The sequence below is a fragment of the Thermophilibacter sp. ZX-H3 genome (assembly GCF_052599055.1).
In genome coordinates this window covers 86,548-100,468 of the sequence record NZ_JBQXES010000008.1, presented here as the reverse complement: position 1 = coordinate 100,468, position 13,921 = coordinate 86,548, and the positions used below count along the sequence as shown (strand labels likewise).

Here is a 13,921-nt window from a genome sequence, read left to right as displayed (position 1 = left end):
GGGAGGGGAGAAGGACATTGTCCCGCCGCGAGTTCTTGCCGCGCCCTCTGCGGCAAGCTGTCTGAGCGCCGGGGCATTGTCCTTCTCCCCTCCCGCCGGACGGTCAGACCGCGATCGGGATGTTCTTTACCTGCGGGCCGTGCTCGTAGTTCTCGACGATCAGGTCGTCGGTGGTGAAGTCGTAGAAGTTCGTGACGTCAGGGTTGAGGCGCACGGTGGGGGCGGGGTGCGTGGGCCGAGAGATGAGCTCGCGCACGATGTCCACGTGACGGTCGTAGATGTGGGCGTCGGCGATCATGTGGACGAGCTCGCCGGCGTTCATGTTGGAGACCTGGGCCACCATCATGAGCAGGATCGCGTACTGGCAGACGTTCCAGTTGTTGGCCGCGAGCACGTCCTGGCTGCGCTGGACGAGCACCATGTTCAGTGTGGGCCGATCGTCGCCCGGCTCCTGCGTCACGTTGTAGATAGCGTTGTAGGCGCAGGGGTAGAGGTTCATCTCCGAGAGGTCGGCGAACGTGTAGAGGTTCGTCATGATGCGGCGCGAGTAGGGGTTCTCTCGCAGGTCCTTGAGGACGCGGTCCATCTGGTCGAAGTCGCCGTCGGGGTAGTGGGACCTCACGCCCACCTGGTAGCCGTACGCCTTGCCGATCGAGCCGGTCTCGTCCGCCCACTCGTCCCAGATGTGGGGCTTGAGGTCATGGATGTTGTTGGACTTGCGCTGGTAGATCCAGAGCACCTCGTCCATCGCGGACTTGAGCGCCGTGCGCCGCAGGGTGAGCGCGGGGAACTCCTCGCGCAGGTCGTAGCGGTTGCACACGCCAAAGCGCTTGATCGTGTAGGCGGGCGAGCCGTCCTCCCAGCGCGGACGGACCCTCTGGCCCTCGGTGGTGGTGCCGTGCTCGATGATGTCCGAGCACATGGAGATGAAGATCTCGTCTGCCTTGCTCATGGCGCTCCCTTCCGTCCCGTCTCGCGGGTCTGCGTCCTGCCGGCCGTCCGCTAGGCGTCGTAGGGGCTCTCGAGGGTCACGCCGTAGTCCTCCTCGGCCCAGGGCCACTCGGTCCCGTAGTCCTCGTCCCAGGCGTCGCCGTACCCCTCGTCCTCCCACAGGTACGAGCTGCTCGCGATGGATCCCAGGGCCGCGGTGCAGCTCGAGACGCTCATGGCGAGAAGGACGAGCAGGCCGACGACCACGCCGAACACGACGTAGGCGGTTGGGCCGGACTCGGAGTTGCGGGGGTCCGTGGTCCCGCTCGCGCTCTCGATGACGGGCGTCTCGGGCACGAGCCCCGTCTCGTCGGTGTGTTCGTTCACGGTGCTCCTCTCGTCGTATCGCCCCATCATAGCAGCCCTTGCGGGCGGCCTCGACCTGGCGTCAGAGCATCTGGTCCGAGAGGGCCTCGTCCCAGTAGTACGTGAGCGAGCCCGCGAGCGCCACGTCGGCGGGGAGCCACTCGACGTCGAGCAGCTCGCCGCGCGCGAGCCAGCGCAGCTCGTCGTGGGACGCGTCGGCAACGACCGGCTCCGAGCCGTCCTCGAGCGTGCAGACGAGGCAGTCCATCGAGAGGTGGAAGTCCGGGTAGTCGTACTCCACGGTGTCGTAGGGCCACGCCGCGCGCACCGGGCAGCCGAGCTCCTCCTCGACCTCGCGCTTGAGCGCCTCGACCGCGCTCTCGCCCGGCTCGATCTTGCCGCCGGGGAGCTCCCAGCCCCCGGGCAGCGCCCCGTCCGAGCGGTGCGCGGCGAGGATTCGGCCGTCGCGGTGGATGATGCCCGCCGCGACGCGCACAACGTTCTTGTCGTCCATCGGTCCTCCTAGCGTTCCTGGAACCTGACGAGCGCGTAGCTCGCGCCCGCCTCGTCGGTGAGGTCAACGTCCCAGCCGTCGGCGCGCTCGTGGGCAACGGGCGTGACGACGTCCCCGAGGTGCGCCTGCGCGCGGTAGAGCACCGAGAGCACCCTCGGGCGGACGCGCCTGCCGAGCCCGACGAGGGCGTCCTCGGCAAAGAGCACGTACTGGGCGTTGTTGACGTGATGGTTGGTGTCGATGCTTCGCGCGCCCACGACGATCGGCGCGCAGGGCGTTCCCTCGCCCTCGGCGCGGAGACGCCGGTCGAGCGGCCCCATCTCGAGCGGGCGCTCGGGCGAGGCGTAGACGAGCTGGTCGGCGGGGACGCGCGTCGCGCGCCCGCGATCGACGTCGAACACGAGCCACTGCGAGTCGGCCCGCGCGAGCGAGCGGCCGTCCGCGGAGCGCAGCTCGAAGTTTCTCCTGGCGTGGGCGCGCGTCATCTCGTAGCACCATGTGGAGACCTCGACCGGGGCTCCGAAGGGCGGGAGCTCGTCGATCTCGATCCTCCAGAGGGCGAGCACCCACGCGAGGTGCTCCTCGGCGAGGCGCGTGATCCCGAGCCCCAGGCTCTCGGACTGGAAGGTCGAGCAGTCCTGGAAGTAGTTCATGAGCGAGACGAGCGAGAGGCGCCCCGTGTCGTCGCACTCGCTGTAGCGGACGCGACCCTCGAACGAGTACATCTGTGCCCTCCTTGTCCTGTGTCCGAGACAAGACCTTAGCAGTCCTCGGGCGGCGCGGGGCGCGAGAAACCCGGGCGCGCGGCCGGAGTGTACAATCGACTGCGTACCGCGGGACGCGCGACGGAAGGGGAGCGACGTGGGCGACCTCCGCATTGCAACGATAGGGACGAGCGGCATCTGCGCGCGCTTCTGCGACGCGCTCGCCGCGTACGACGGCGCCGCGCTCGTCGGCTCGTACTCGCGCGACCTCGACCGTGCCCGCTCCTTCGGCGGGCCGCGCGGCGCGCGCCTCTTCTTCGACGACCTTGACGCGCTCGCCGAAAGCGCCGAGGTCGACGCCGTCTATGTCGCGAGCCCCAACGCGCTGCACGCGGGACAGGCGCTCAGGCTCATCGCCGGGGGCAAGCACGTGCTCGTCGAGAAGTCGCTCGCGTCGAACGAGCGCGAGGCCCGCGAGGTCTTCGACGCCGCCCGCTCCGCCGGCGTGGTGGCGCTCGAGGCGACGCGCAACCTCCACACCCCCAGCTTCGGCGTCATAGAGCGCATCGTCTCCGAGGGGCTCGGCCCCGTGCGGCTCGCGTCCCTGCGCTTCTCGAAGGTCTCATCGCGCATGCCGCGCCTGCTCGCCGGCGAGCGCGTCAACATCTTCGACCCCTCGCTCTCGGCGGGCGCCCTCATGGACATCGGCGTCTACTGCGTCGAGCCCGCGATCGCGCTCTTCGGGCGGCCCGACGAGGTGCGCGCGCTCTCCGTCACGGCCCCGGTCCCAGGCCGCCCCGAGGGGGACCCCTGCTCGACGATCGACCTCGCGGGGGAGGTCATCCTCGGGTACGCGGACAAGGTCGTGAGCCTCTCGTACGGGAAGGCGAGCGACGGCATGCTGCCCTCCCAGGTCGAGGGCGAGCGCGGCACGCTCGTCTGGGAGCCCACCTCCGGGCCCGAGCGCCTGTGGCTCCACGAGTGCGCCGCCTCGGGCCAGGTCTTCCGCGTCGAGCAGGCCGAGATGGCCCCCGTCGAGGTCGAGGTGCCCGAGAACGACATGGTCTGCGAGCTCGCCGACTTCGTGGCCGCGGCTCGCGGCGACGCGGCGGCGCTCGCGGCGCGGGAGCGCTTCGAGCGCGTGACGCTCGAGTCGCTCGCCGTGATGGACGAGGTCCGCCGCCAGGCCGGCGTGCGCTTCCCCGCGGACCTCCGCTGAGGCCCTCCCGGATGGGCCGCTCCGACCTGCGCGCCGCCGCGAGCGCGGCGCTCCCCGTCATGCTGGGCTACCTTACCATCGGCATCCCCTGCGGCGTCATGGAGGCGGAGGTCGGCGTCTCGCCCCTCTGGGCATTCGCGGTCTCGGCGACCTTCTACTCGGGAGCGGGGCAGTTCATGATGTCGTCGCTCGCGCTGGCGGGGACCCCCGTCGCCGCGATGGTGGCGAGCGTCTCGCTTCTGAGCGCCCGGCAGACCCTCTACGCCGCCGCGCTCGCCCCGCACGTCTCGTCCGCCCCGCGGCCCCTCGCCGCGCTCTTCGCCGCCACCGTGACCGACGAGAGCTTCGGCGTCAACCTCGAGCGCTTCGTCTCCGACGACGCGTGGACGCCTGCGCGGGCGACGCTCGTCAACCTGATGAGCATGCTGTCCTGGGCCGCCGCGAACGCGCTCGGCGCCGCCGTGGGGCCGGCGCTCGCCATCCCCGTCGCCGTCATGTCGTTCGCCATGACGTCCATCTTCGTCTGCCTGCTCGTGGGGCAGCGATGGGCCCCGCGCACGGCTGCCGCGGCCATCGTCGCGGCGGCGGCCGTCGTGGCGCTCAAGCTTCTCGGGGCGGGCTCGCTCTCCGTCTTCTTCGGGGCGATCGCGGGCGTCGCTGCCGGGCTCGCCGCCGACGCCCGCGCGCGGGGGAGGGGCGTGCGGTGAGCGGCTCGGACTTCCTCGTCTTCTACGGGTGCGTGCTCGTCGTGATGCTCGCCTGCCGCTGCCTCCCGCTCCTCGCGCTGAAGGGGCGGCCGCTCTCGCCGCGCGCCGCGGAGGCGCTCGCGCTCATCCCGCCCGCCGCGTTCGCGGCGCTCGTGGCAAACGACCTCTTCGACCCGACCGCCCCGCTCCGGGCGGCGCCGCTGCTCGCGGCTGCCTTCGTCGCGCTCGTGGCGAGAAGGACGGGCTCGCTCATCTGGTGCGCGGTCACCGGCATGGTCGCCTACGCGGCGCTCGCCGCCCTCGGCCTGGGCTAGGGCCGCCCTTCGACGGCGCTACGCGTCGGGGTAGGCGATGACGTCGGAGCCGCCGAAGCGGCTCGGGCCGTCGTCCCCGCTCGCGTAGGGCCCCATCGCGTCGACGACGATGCGCGCCGCGCCGGGGAGCACGCGCGCGTCGTAGGAGGTCACGAGGCCCGGAATCACGTCGCCGTCGACCTCGAGCGCGACGGGACGGTCGACCTCGACGCGAATCTCCCTCCCGCGGAAGCTCTCGAGGTGCGGGCGGCCCATCACCTTCCCGGTGCGGTCCATGAGCCCGAAGGCGAGGGGCTTCAGGAGCTGGGCGGCGTCGGAGGTCTCCGCCACGATCACGTCGAGTAGGCCGTCGTCCATCCGGCAGTCGGGGATGAGCTCGATGTCCCCCTGGATCATGGCGTTGTTGGCGACGAGGCAGGTGATCCCCTCACGCTCGCGCACTTCGCCGTCCACGGTGATGCGGAAGCGCTCGACCGTCGGGCGGGGGTTGGAGAGCGCGGCCGCGAAGTAGGCCGCCTGGCCCATGATCGCCTTGTTGGGGAGGGCGGCCTGCATGAGCTGCGCGTCGAAGCCCGTCCCCGACATGAGGGCGAAGCCGCGCGTTCCGCGCGCGCCGCGCTCGTCCTCCCAGGAGATCTCCCCGAGGTCGACGGTGGCCGTCTTCCCCTTGCGGCAGGCCCGGGCGAGCGCCGAGGGCTCGGGGGCGTTGCCGATGTTGGCGGCGAGCAGGTTGGCGGTCCCGGAGGGGAAGACGCAGACCGGGACGTCCGTCCCGGCGAGGGCGTGGAGGAGGGCCGCGACGGTGCCGTCGCCGCCCGACGCCACGACCACGTCGAAGCGCTCGGCGTCGCGGCAGGTCTCGCTCGCCTCGAAGTCCTCCTCGAGGACCCTGAGGACGCATTCGTCGCCCGCCCGCACGAGCACGCGCTCGAACTGGAAGACGGCGTCCGACCCGAAGCCGGACTTCGGGTTGTGGATGATGAGGGTGCGCATCGGTCTCCTCCCCGGGACGCGGGGGCTATTGGGTATCATGGAACGCGCCGCCGCCCGCGGGGGGCGCACGGCACTTCCTATGGTACCCAAACCTCGCATGACACAGAATCGAGCGCCGTGTACGTATCGACCCCTTCCGAGCTTGCCGACTTCTGCGAGCGCGCCTCATCATCCAGGGTCCTCGCCGTTGACACCGAGTTCCTGCGCGAGAAGACCTACTACCCCAGGCTCTGCCTCGTCCAGGTCGCCGCTGGCGACGAGATAGCCGCCGTCGACCCCATCCTCATAGACGACCTCGCCCCGCTGAGGGCGCTCCTGGAGGACCCGTCTGTCACCAAGGTCTTCCACGCCTGCAGCCAGGACATCGAGGTCCTTCTCGACGGCCTCGGCTGCACGTGCGCCCCGGTCTTCGACACGCAGGTCGCCGCCGCGTTCCTCGGCATGCGGCAGCAGGTGAGCTACGGCTCGCTCGTGGACGCCTACTGCGGCGTCCACCTTCCCAAGGCCGAGTCGCTCACCGACTGGTCGCGCCGCCCGCTCGATCCCGAGCAGCTCGCGTACGCCGAGGACGACGTGCGCTACCTCCCGGGGATCTACGAGACGATGATGTCGCGCCTCATCGAGCTCGACCGCCTCTCGTGGGTCGAGCCGGAGATGGCCGAGCTCGCGGACCCGGCCCGCGTCCGGCGGGACCCGCGCGAGGCCTTCCTGCGCCTTCGTCGCTCGGGCTCGCTGACGCGCCGGCAGCTTGCCGTCGCCCGCGAGGTGTGCGCGTGGCGCGAGGAGGTGGCCGCGCGGCGGGACGTCCCCCGCAAGTGGGTCATCTCCGACGAGGTTGCCGTCGAGGTCTGCAAGCGCACGCCGACCTCGCTCGAGCGCCTGAGGCGCATCCGGGGGACCGACCAGCTCGGCGAGCGCGAGGGGGCGAGGCTCGTCGCGGCCGTCGGGAGGGGGCTCGCGTGCCCGGCGGACGAGTGCCCCAAGGTCACGCGCCACGCCCGCCCGTCCGCCGAGACGGAGAGCGTCATCGACCTCATGTACGCCGTCCTGCGGCTCGTCTCCGAGCGCAGCGGCGTCGCCACGCAGCTCATCGCCACCCGTGACGACCTGCTCGACTTCGTCTCGGACCGCGAGCGCTCGCGCCTCTCGCGCTCCTGGCGCTGGGAGCTCGCGGGGCGCACGCTCGACCGCCTGCTCGCGGGGGAGGTCGGCCTCACCGTCAAGGAGGGGCGCATCGAGCTGCTCTAGCACCGGCGAGAAGGGCGCCCCCGCGAGGCATTAATGTCCGCCCGGCCGGGTAGAATGGTCCTCAGTCAAGCGATTGGAGACCGCACATGCCCCTCTACTATGGCTTCTACGGCATCGATTTGGGCTACTACCTCATCGCGCTCGTCGCGCTCGTCATCGGCGGCATCGCGCAGGCCTACATCAGGAGCACCTATAACAAGTGGTCGAAGGTGCCCGCCAACGTCGGCGGGACGGGGGCGGACGTCGCGCGGCGCATGCTCGCCGACGGCGGCGCCGGCGAGGTGGGGATCACGCGCGTCGCGGGCTCGCTGACCGACCACTACGACCCGCGTGACAACCGGCTGCACCTCTCCGACGACAACTACCGCGGCGCCTCGGTGGCCTCGGTCGCCGTGGCGTGCCACGAGGCGGGCCACGCCATCCAGGCCGCCCAGGGCTTCGGGCTCTATCGCCTGCGCTCCGCCCTCGTCCCGGCGGTCAACATCGCCCAGCAGGGATGGGTCCTCGTCCTCGTGCTCGGCGTGATGCTCAACGCCCTCAACCTCGTCCAGCTCGCCATCCTGCTCTTCGCCGTCTCCGTCGTGTTCCAGCTCGTCACGCTTCCCGTGGAGATCGACGCCTCGCGCCGCGCGGTCGCCTATCTCTCGCTCAACGGCGCCGGGCTCGACGAGGAGGGCGCGCGCAAGGTCCTCACGGCCGCCGCGCTCACGTACGTGGCCGCGGCGCTCACCTCCATCATGCAGCTGCTCTACCTTCTCGGCCGCTACGGCGGAAGGGGGGAGGAGTGATGTCGGACGAGGCGCGCGTCTCCTCGGCGCCCATCTCGGTGTCCGACGCCGTCGCCCTGGCCAAGGGCGCCGTCTCCGCCTGGCCTACCCTCGTCGTCTCGGGAGAGGTCTCGGGCTTCCGGGGCCCCAACGCCCGCTCGGGGCACTGCTACTTCGAGGTGAAGGACGAGGGCGCCGCCATGAGCGTCATCGTGTGGCGCGGCACCGCGGCGAAGATGGGCTTCCAGCTGCGCGACGGGCTCACCGTGCAGCTCACGGGCAAGTTCGACGTCTACAAGGCCTCCGGCAAGCTCTCCTTCGTCGCGAGCAGGGTCGAGGCGGCGGGCGAGGGGCTGCTCCGCCAGCAGGTGGCCGAGCTCGCGCGGCGCCTCGAGCGCGAGGGGCTCATGGCCCAGGAGCGCAAGCGCCGCGTCCCGGTGTTCTGCTCGCGCGTCTGCGTGGTCACGTCCCTCTCCGGAAGCGTCATCGAGGACGTCAAGCGCACGCTCGCGCGGCGCAACCCCCTCGTGGAGATCGACGTCGTGGGGTGCTCGGTCCAGGGCTCCGAGGCGCCGGCGACCATCGTCCGCGCGCTCGCCACGGCCGCCTCCGCCCGCCCCGACGCCATCCTGCTCGTGCGCGGGGGCGGCTCGTTCGAGGACCTCATGTGCTTCAACGACGAGTCGGTCGCGCGCGCCGTCGCGGCGTGCCCGGTCCCCGTGGTGACGGGCATCGGGCACGAGCCGGACACCACGATCGCCGACATGGTGGCCGACCGGCGCGCCTCGACGCCGACGGCCGCCGCCGAGTCCGTCGCCCCGGCCATCGACGAGGTGGAGCGCCAGATGCTCCAGCGCCAGGTGCGCCTCGGCCGGGCGATGTCGGCCGCGCTCGATTTCCGCGCGCAGCGCGTGGACGCGCTCGCGCGCCTCATGTCGGGCGCGATGGACGCCGGGCTCTCCCGCCGGCGCATGGCGGTGGAGGCGCTGGGCGCCCGGCGCTGCCTCACCGACCCGCTCTCCCCGGTCCGCGACCGGGAGGCGGACCTCATGCAGACCGAGCAGCGGCTCCACGATGCCATCCCGCGCGCCCTCGCGCGCGATCGCGAGACGACCGAGCGCGCCGCGGCGCGGCTCCTCGAGCTCGCCCCGCGCCTGCTCCGCCCCGCGGAGTCGATGCTCGCGCGGCTCGCCGCCTCGCTCGACGCGCTCTCGCCGCTCTCCGTCCTCGCCCGCGGCTACGCCATCGCGCGCGACGGCGCGGGGCACGTGGTGAAGGACGCCGCCTCGCTCTCGCGCGGCGACGACGTGCGCGTCCTTCTCGGCACGGGTTCCTTCGACGCGACGGTCACCGCCGTCAACGACTAGCTGGGCGTGTGCCCGGAAAGGTGTGAGACCATGGCTGATGCAACCTATCGCCCCATCGACGAGATGACGTTCAAGGAGGCCTCCGTCGAGCTCGAGCAGATCGTGCGCGCGCTCGAGTCCGGCGACCTCGAGCTCGAGGAGTCGCTCGAGCGCTACGGACGCGGCGTGGAGCTCCTGAGGAGCCTGCGCGAGCGGCTCTCCGGCGCGGAGCAGAAGGTGCGCGTCCTTCTCGACGCCACCGACGAGAACGCCCCGGTGACCGACACCTCTTCGGCCCCGAGCACGGCGTATATTAACGAGTAGCTCACGCGAACCGATGGGAGGCACCATGTCAGACTGCATCTTCTGCAAGATCGCCAACGGGGAGATCCCGAGTGAGTTCCTCTACGAGGACGAGCGCGTCGTCGCGTTCAGGGACCTCAGCCCGCAGGCCCCCGTCCACGTGCTCGTGGTCCCCAAGGCGCATCACGAGAACTTCGTCGACGACGTCCCCGCGGAGACGCTCGCCTCGATGGAGCGTGCCGTCAAGGCGGTCGCCGAGAGGACCGGCATCGCCGAGTCGGGCTTCCGCTGCATCATGAACACGGGCGCCGCGGCCGGCCAGACCGTGATGCACCTCCACATGCACGTCCTGGGCGGCAAGCCCCTCGGCGAGGGCCTGATTCCCGCGTGATTTTGTTCCGCGGAACGCCCTGAGCGCCGCCGCGGGGGCGTATCATGGGAGTGTTACTCGTCAGCAAGAGGGTGGGGGAGTCCCCGCGAGAGGAGAGTCATGAACGTCCTTGTCATCAACGCCGGCAGCTCGTCGCTCAAGTATCAGCTTCTTGACGTCGACACGCGCGAGGTCTACGCGAAGGGCAACTGCGAGCGCATCGGCATCGACGGCTCGTTCGTCGGCCACGAGGAGATGGGCGGCGAGAAGCAGAAGCTCGAGGTCGCGCTTCCCGACCACAAGACGGCCATCAAGTACGTCTTCGACATCCTCAAGACCGTGGACAAGCCGATCGGCGGCATCGGCCACCGCGTGGTCCAGGGCGGCTGGTACTTCCCCGAGTCCGCCGTCGTGACCGACGAGACGCTCGCCCAGGTCCGCGAGGTCGCCCCGCTCGCGCCGCTTCACAACTACGCCGAGGCCGACGTCATCGAGATCTGCCGCGACATGTTCCCGGAGCTCGGTAACGTCATCGTCCCGGACACCGCGTTCCACTATCACATGCCCGAGCGCGCCTGGCGCTACGCCCTGCCGCGCGACGTGGTGGACAAGTACCACGTCCGCAAGTACGGCGCCCACGGCACGAGCCACCGCTTCATCTGGCGCACCGTCAACCAGGTCATGGGCGACAAGACCCACAAGCTCGTGAGCTGCCACCTCGGCTCCGGCGCGTCCCTGTGTGCCATCGAGGACGGCAAGTGCATGGACACCACCATGGGCCTCACCCCGCTCGACGGCCTCATCATGGGCACCCGCTGCGGCACGCTCGACCCCGCCACGGTCTTCTACCTCAACCGCGTCGGCGGCTACTCGATCGACGAGATCGACACGATGATGAACAAGAAGTCCGGCCTGCTCGCCGTCTCCGAGGTCTCCTCCGACTCCCGTGACATCGAGGCCGGCGCCGCCAACGGCGACGAGAAGTGCCAGATGGCGCTCGACATGTTCTACTACCGCACGGCCCAGCTCTTCGCCGAGATGGCGGCCTCCATGGAGGGCGTGGACACCATGGCCTTCACCGCCGGCATCGGCGAGAACGCGCCCGAGATGCGCGCCGGCGTCGCCAACCGCCTCGCCTGGATGGGTGTCAAGATCGACGACGAGAAGAACGCGATCCGCTCCGACGAGCCCCGCGTGATCTCCACGCCCGACTCCGCGATCACCGTCATGGTGGTTCCCACCAACGAGGAGTACATGATCGCCCTCGACGTCGAGGAGCTGCTGGGCTAATCACGCCCGGCGTGCCCCAGAACGCGCCACGAAGGGCCCGGCCGCCTGGTCGGGCCCTTCTTCTGTTCGCGCGGCGGGGTTTAGGCAGCGGAGCTTTGCGGCGTTCGAAAGTCCGTCGAGCATGCCCCCGTGCACGAAAACGCGCTGGGCGGGTCCGATTCCGTGCACAGGGGCATGCTCAGCGCGACCGTGCGCCACGGCATGCTCAGGCGCGCGGGTCGGCCACAGGTTATCGTTGCATTTCAGGGCGTGGCGTGGTGTCTGAAATCCTAGTCGGGAGGGTACAATTTGGGATTATGAACGGCCTACGTCCCGAAAGGAATACACCATGGCCCTCAATCACCTGATGATGAGCCGCCGCCAGGCACTCGGCCTCGGCGCCGCGGCGCTTGCCACCCTTGGACTCGCGGCCTGCGACTCGGGGGAGGCCCCCGCCCCGTCCGGCGGCTCCGCCGACGAGCAGGCTGAGGAGGCGAAGCTCGACGCCGAGGCGTACGACGCGCTGCTCGCGGAGGGCGCTGTCGCCACTGACGAGGACATCGCCGCCTCCGAGTGGGCGACGAAGGTCCGCGACGCCGGCACCCTGCGCGTCGGCGGCGTCCAGACGTCGCTGCTCTTCTCGTCCCTGAACGAGCAGGACGGCAAGACGCGCGGCTTCGACGCCGGTCTGTCCCAGCTGCTCACGCGCTACATCCTCGGCGACGAGTCCAAGCAGGAGATCACCCAGGTCACCTCCGACACGCGTGAGTCGGTCCTCCAGAACGACCAGGTCGACGTCGTCTTTGCAACCTACTCCATCACCGACGCCCGCAAGGAGATCATCTCCTTCGCCGGCCCCTACTACAGCACCCAGCAGTCCATCCTCGTGATGGCGGACAACGACGACATCAACTCCGTCGAGGACCTCGCGGGCAAGAACGTCGCCGCCCAGTCCGGCTCCACGGGCCCGAGCATCCTGGAGGAGTACGCGCCCGAGGCCAACGTCCAGGAGTTCAAGACCGACGAGGAGGCCCGCACGGCGCTCTCCCAGGGTCGCGTCGACGCCTACGTGATCGACACGGCGATGCAGATGGGCTCGATGACGCGCAACCCCGGCCGCTATCGCCTTGCCGGCGACCCCTTCGGTCCCGTCGACCCGTACGGCATCGGACTGCCGCTCGACTCTGACGGCGTCGAGTTCGTCAACGCCTGGCTCAAGCAGGTCGAGGACGACGGCGTATGGGAGCAGCTCTGGCAGATCTGCATCGGCGACCGCGCGGGCATCGACGCGGCCCCGGAGCCGCCCGCCATCGGCGCGTAGAAATGACCAAAAAGGGGACAGTCCCCTTTTAGGCATATGAGGAGGTGTGATGGGGCTCACTGAGCTTCTTGGGACATATGGCCAGAACTACCTGGACGGGCTTCTCGCCACGTGGTCGATGACGGCGGTCTCGTTCATCTTCGTCATGGTGCTCGCCGTGCTCGTGACGGTCGCGCGGGTGAGCCCCGTCGCGCCCCTCCGCGGGCTCGGCGAGCTCTACGTCCAGGTGTTCCGCAACATCCCCGGCGTGGCGCTGCTCATCCTCATCGCCTACGCCCTGCCGCAGCTGCGCGTGGTCCTCGACTGGCGGACCTGCGTCATCGTGACCGTGGTGCTGCTCGGCTCGGCCTTCGGCTCGGAGAACTTCATGAGCGGCATCAACACGATCGGCGTCGGCCAGATCGAGGCCGCGCGCTCCGTCGGGCTCACGTTCACGCAGATCCTGCGCCACATCGTGATCCCGCAGGCGCTGCGGACCACGGTGCTGCCCATGACGAACCTCCTCATCGCCGTCATGCTCACGACCGCGCTCGGCTCCCAGGTGCCGCTCTCCCCCCAGGAGCTCACCGGCGTGGTCTCCTACGTCAACACGCGCGCGACGGGCGGCATCCTCGCCTTCCTGATCTCGGCGCTCGGCTACGTGCTCACGGCGTTCGCGATCTCGTTCGTGGGCAACCGCATCGACAAGAGGGTGAGGATACTCCGATGAGCACGCGCACCAAGACCGCTCCGAGCGTGCGCGCCGCGCTCTACGAGGCGCCCGGTCCGCGCGCCAGGCGCCGCATCGCAATCGGCACCGCGGTCTCCGCCGTCCTTCTCGCCCTGCTCGCGGCTCTTGTGGTCCGCCAGTTCTACGTGACGGGACAGCTCGCGCCGCGCTACTGGTCCTTCCTGCTCGAGTGGCCCACGTGGCGGTTCCTGCTGCAGGGCTTCGTGGGCACCGTCGAGGTCGCGCTCACGGCGGGTGCCATAGCGCTCGTCCTGGGCCTTGCGCTCATGCTCGGCCGCACGAGCGGCATCGCCCCGCTTGCGGCCCTCTGTCGCGTGGTCACGGACTTCTTCCGCGGCGTGCCGAGCCTGCTTCTGATCTACTTCTTCTTCCTCGTGGTCCCGCAGTACGGCATCCAGATGCCCGCCTTCTGGATGCTCACGCTCCCGGTGGCGCTCGCCGCCTCGGGCGTGCTCGCCGAGGTCTTTCGCGCGGGCGTGAACGCCGTGCCCAAGGGCCAGGTGGAGGCGGCCCTCTCGATCGGGCTCAGCCCGGCCAAGACCATGCGGAAGATCGTGCTGCCCCAGGCGGTCCGCTACGTCATCCCCTCGCTCATCGCCCAGCTCGTCGTCGTGGTCAAGGACACGACGGTGGCATACGTGGTGAGCTATCCCGACCTCATGCAGAACGCGCGCGTGCTCATCACCAACTACGACGCGCTGCTCTCCATGTACCTGGTCGTCGCCGTCATCTACGTCCTCATCAACTTCGCCATCAACAAGGCGTCCGTGTACGTTGCCCGTCGCACGGGCGTCAAGATCATTCGCTAGGAACGGACAAG

The 13,921-nt window shown here is 70.1% G+C and carries 17 protein-coding genes; 12 read left to right on the top strand and 5 right to left on the bottom strand.

The features are described from left to right. Positions 1-103: 103 nt before the first annotated feature. From thyA to ACULPM_RS05015, 4 genes are all read right to left on the bottom strand, one after another. A complete protein-coding gene (thyA, locus tag ACULPM_RS05030) occupies positions 104-952 on the bottom strand; it encodes a thymidylate synthase (RefSeq protein ID WP_445331469.1) in 849 nt (282 codons plus the stop codon). A gap of 50 nt (positions 953-1,002) precedes the next feature. After that, positions 1,003-1,317, bottom strand: a complete 315-nt coding sequence (locus tag ACULPM_RS05025) for a hypothetical protein (protein ID WP_445331468.1) — start codon at positions 1,315-1,317, stop codon at positions 1,003-1,005. Between the two features lie 61 nt (positions 1,318-1,378). After that, positions 1,379-1,810, bottom strand: a complete 432-nt coding sequence (locus tag ACULPM_RS05020; RefSeq protein WP_445331467.1) for a (deoxy)nucleoside triphosphate pyrophosphohydrolase — start codon at positions 1,808-1,810, stop codon at positions 1,379-1,381. 8 nt (positions 1,811-1,818) lie between these two features. Further along, positions 1,819-2,535, bottom strand: coding sequence for an acyl-[acyl-carrier-protein] thioesterase (locus ACULPM_RS05015; protein WP_445331466.1), 717 nt, complete (start codon positions 2,533-2,535; stop codon positions 1,819-1,821). Positions 2,536-2,671: 136 nt separating this feature from the next. On the opposite strand from ACULPM_RS05015, the gene ACULPM_RS05010 reads away from it, so the two are divergent. From ACULPM_RS05010 to ACULPM_RS05000, 3 genes are read left to right on the top strand one after another with little or no spacing between them, the layout of a single operon-like run. Further along, positions 2,672-3,733, top strand: a complete 1,062-nt coding sequence (locus ACULPM_RS05010; protein ID WP_445331465.1) for a Gfo/Idh/MocA family protein — start codon at positions 2,672-2,674, stop codon at positions 3,731-3,733. 11 nt (positions 3,734-3,744) lie between these two features. Further along, complete coding sequence (locus ACULPM_RS05005; protein ID WP_445331464.1) at positions 3,745-4,440, top strand: AzlC family ABC transporter permease; 696 nt, start codon at positions 3,745-3,747, stop codon at positions 4,438-4,440. Next, entirely contained in the window at positions 4,437-4,754 is a 318-nt protein-coding gene (locus ACULPM_RS05000; protein WP_445331463.1) for an AzlD domain-containing protein, read from the top strand. The genes ACULPM_RS05005 and ACULPM_RS05000 overlap by 4 nt, the downstream gene beginning before the upstream one ends. A gap of 18 nt (positions 4,755-4,772) precedes the next feature. Here ACULPM_RS05000 and ACULPM_RS04995 read toward each other — a convergent pair whose 3' ends face one another. Further along, on the bottom strand, positions 4,773-5,747 hold the full coding sequence (locus ACULPM_RS04995) for a diacylglycerol/lipid kinase family protein (RefSeq protein WP_445331462.1): 975 nt from the start codon (positions 5,745-5,747) through the stop codon (positions 4,773-4,775). Positions 5,748-5,864: 117 nt separating this feature from the next. Between ACULPM_RS04995 and rnd the strand changes: the two genes are divergently transcribed. The 9 genes from rnd to ACULPM_RS04950 all read left to right on the top strand — a co-directional run bounded on the left by rnd (position 5,865) and on the right by ACULPM_RS04950 (position 13,910). Beyond that, positions 5,865-6,995, top strand: coding sequence for a ribonuclease D (gene rnd, locus ACULPM_RS04990; protein ID WP_167931110.1), 1,131 nt, complete (start codon positions 5,865-5,867; stop codon positions 6,993-6,995). An 86-nt stretch (positions 6,996-7,081) separates the two neighbouring features. Then, positions 7,082-7,783 carry a zinc metallopeptidase gene (locus tag ACULPM_RS04985; RefSeq protein ID WP_445331461.1) on the top strand — a complete coding sequence of 234 codons (702 nt, stop codon included), beginning with the start codon at positions 7,082-7,084 and terminating at the stop codon, positions 7,781-7,783. Beyond that, a complete protein-coding gene (xseA, locus tag ACULPM_RS04980) occupies positions 7,783-9,129 on the top strand; it encodes an exodeoxyribonuclease VII large subunit (RefSeq protein WP_445331460.1) in 1,347 nt (448 codons plus the stop codon). Before ACULPM_RS04985 ends, xseA begins: the two co-directional genes overlap by 1 nt. Before the next feature lie 30 nt (positions 9,130-9,159). Next, positions 9,160-9,432 (top strand): exodeoxyribonuclease VII small subunit, encoded by a 273-nt coding sequence (gene xseB / locus ACULPM_RS04975; protein ID WP_075280254.1) that lies wholly within the window; start codon positions 9,160-9,162, stop codon positions 9,430-9,432. Between the two features lie 25 nt (positions 9,433-9,457). Continuing rightward, positions 9,458-9,802 (top strand): histidine triad nucleotide-binding protein, encoded by a 345-nt coding sequence (locus ACULPM_RS04970; RefSeq protein WP_445331459.1) that lies wholly within the window; start codon positions 9,458-9,460, stop codon positions 9,800-9,802. A 99-nt stretch (positions 9,803-9,901) separates the two neighbouring features. Continuing rightward, positions 9,902-11,071, top strand: a complete 1,170-nt coding sequence (locus ACULPM_RS04965) for an acetate/propionate family kinase (protein WP_167931114.1) — start codon at positions 9,902-9,904, stop codon at positions 11,069-11,071. Between the two features lie 328 nt (positions 11,072-11,399). Beyond that, on the top strand, positions 11,400-12,371 hold the full coding sequence (locus tag ACULPM_RS04960; RefSeq protein ID WP_167931115.1) for a glutamate ABC transporter substrate-binding protein: 972 nt from the start codon (positions 11,400-11,402) through the stop codon (positions 12,369-12,371). A gap of 49 nt (positions 12,372-12,420) precedes the next feature. Continuing rightward, positions 12,421-13,080, top strand: coding sequence for an amino acid ABC transporter permease (locus tag ACULPM_RS04955; protein WP_167931116.1), 660 nt, complete (start codon positions 12,421-12,423; stop codon positions 13,078-13,080). Then, positions 13,077-13,910, top strand: a complete 834-nt coding sequence (locus ACULPM_RS04950; RefSeq protein ID WP_445331458.1) for an amino acid ABC transporter permease — start codon at positions 13,077-13,079, stop codon at positions 13,908-13,910. The genes ACULPM_RS04955 and ACULPM_RS04950 overlap by 4 nt, the downstream gene beginning before the upstream one ends. Positions 13,911-13,921 lie beyond the last annotated feature (11 nt).

Bases quoted from the DNA above. Each gene is read 5' to 3' on its own strand.
- ACULPM_RS04960 (WP_167931115.1), top strand. From the start codon at position 11,400: ATGGCCCTCAATCACCTGATGATGAGCCGCCGCCAGGCACTCGGCCTC.
- ACULPM_RS04950 (WP_445331458.1), top strand. From the start codon at position 13,077: ATGAGCACGCGCACCAAGACCGCTCCGAGCGTGCGCGCCGCGCTCTAC.
- ACULPM_RS05005 (WP_445331464.1), top strand. From the start codon at position 3,745: ATGGGCCGCTCCGACCTGCGCGCCGCCGCGAGCGCGGCGCTCCCCGTC.
- ACULPM_RS04970 (WP_445331459.1), top strand. From the start codon at position 9,458: ATGTCAGACTGCATCTTCTGCAAGATCGCCAACGGGGAGATCCCGAGT.
- ACULPM_RS04985 (WP_445331461.1), top strand. From the start codon at position 7,082: ATGCCCCTCTACTATGGCTTCTACGGCATCGATTTGGGCTACTACCTC.
- xseA (WP_445331460.1), top strand. From the start codon at position 7,783: ATGTCGGACGAGGCGCGCGTCTCCTCGGCGCCCATCTCGGTGTCCGAC.
- ACULPM_RS04955 (WP_167931116.1), top strand. From the start codon at position 12,421: ATGGGGCTCACTGAGCTTCTTGGGACATATGGCCAGAACTACCTGGAC.
- ACULPM_RS04965 (WP_167931114.1), top strand. From the start codon at position 9,902: ATGAACGTCCTTGTCATCAACGCCGGCAGCTCGTCGCTCAAGTATCAG.
- thyA (WP_445331469.1), bottom strand. From the start codon at position 952: ATGAGCAAGGCAGACGAGATCTTCATCTCCATGTGCTCGGACATCATC.
- ACULPM_RS04995 (WP_445331462.1), bottom strand. From the start codon at position 5,747: ATGCGCACCCTCATCATCCACAACCCGAAGTCCGGCTTCGGGTCGGAC.
- ACULPM_RS05020 (WP_445331467.1), bottom strand. From the start codon at position 1,810: ATGGACGACAAGAACGTTGTGCGCGTCGCGGCGGGCATCATCCACCGC.
- ACULPM_RS05015 (WP_445331466.1), bottom strand. From the start codon at position 2,535: ATGTACTCGTTCGAGGGTCGCGTCCGCTACAGCGAGTGCGACGACACG.
- xseB (WP_075280254.1), top strand. From the start codon at position 9,160: ATGGCTGATGCAACCTATCGCCCCATCGACGAGATGACGTTCAAGGAG.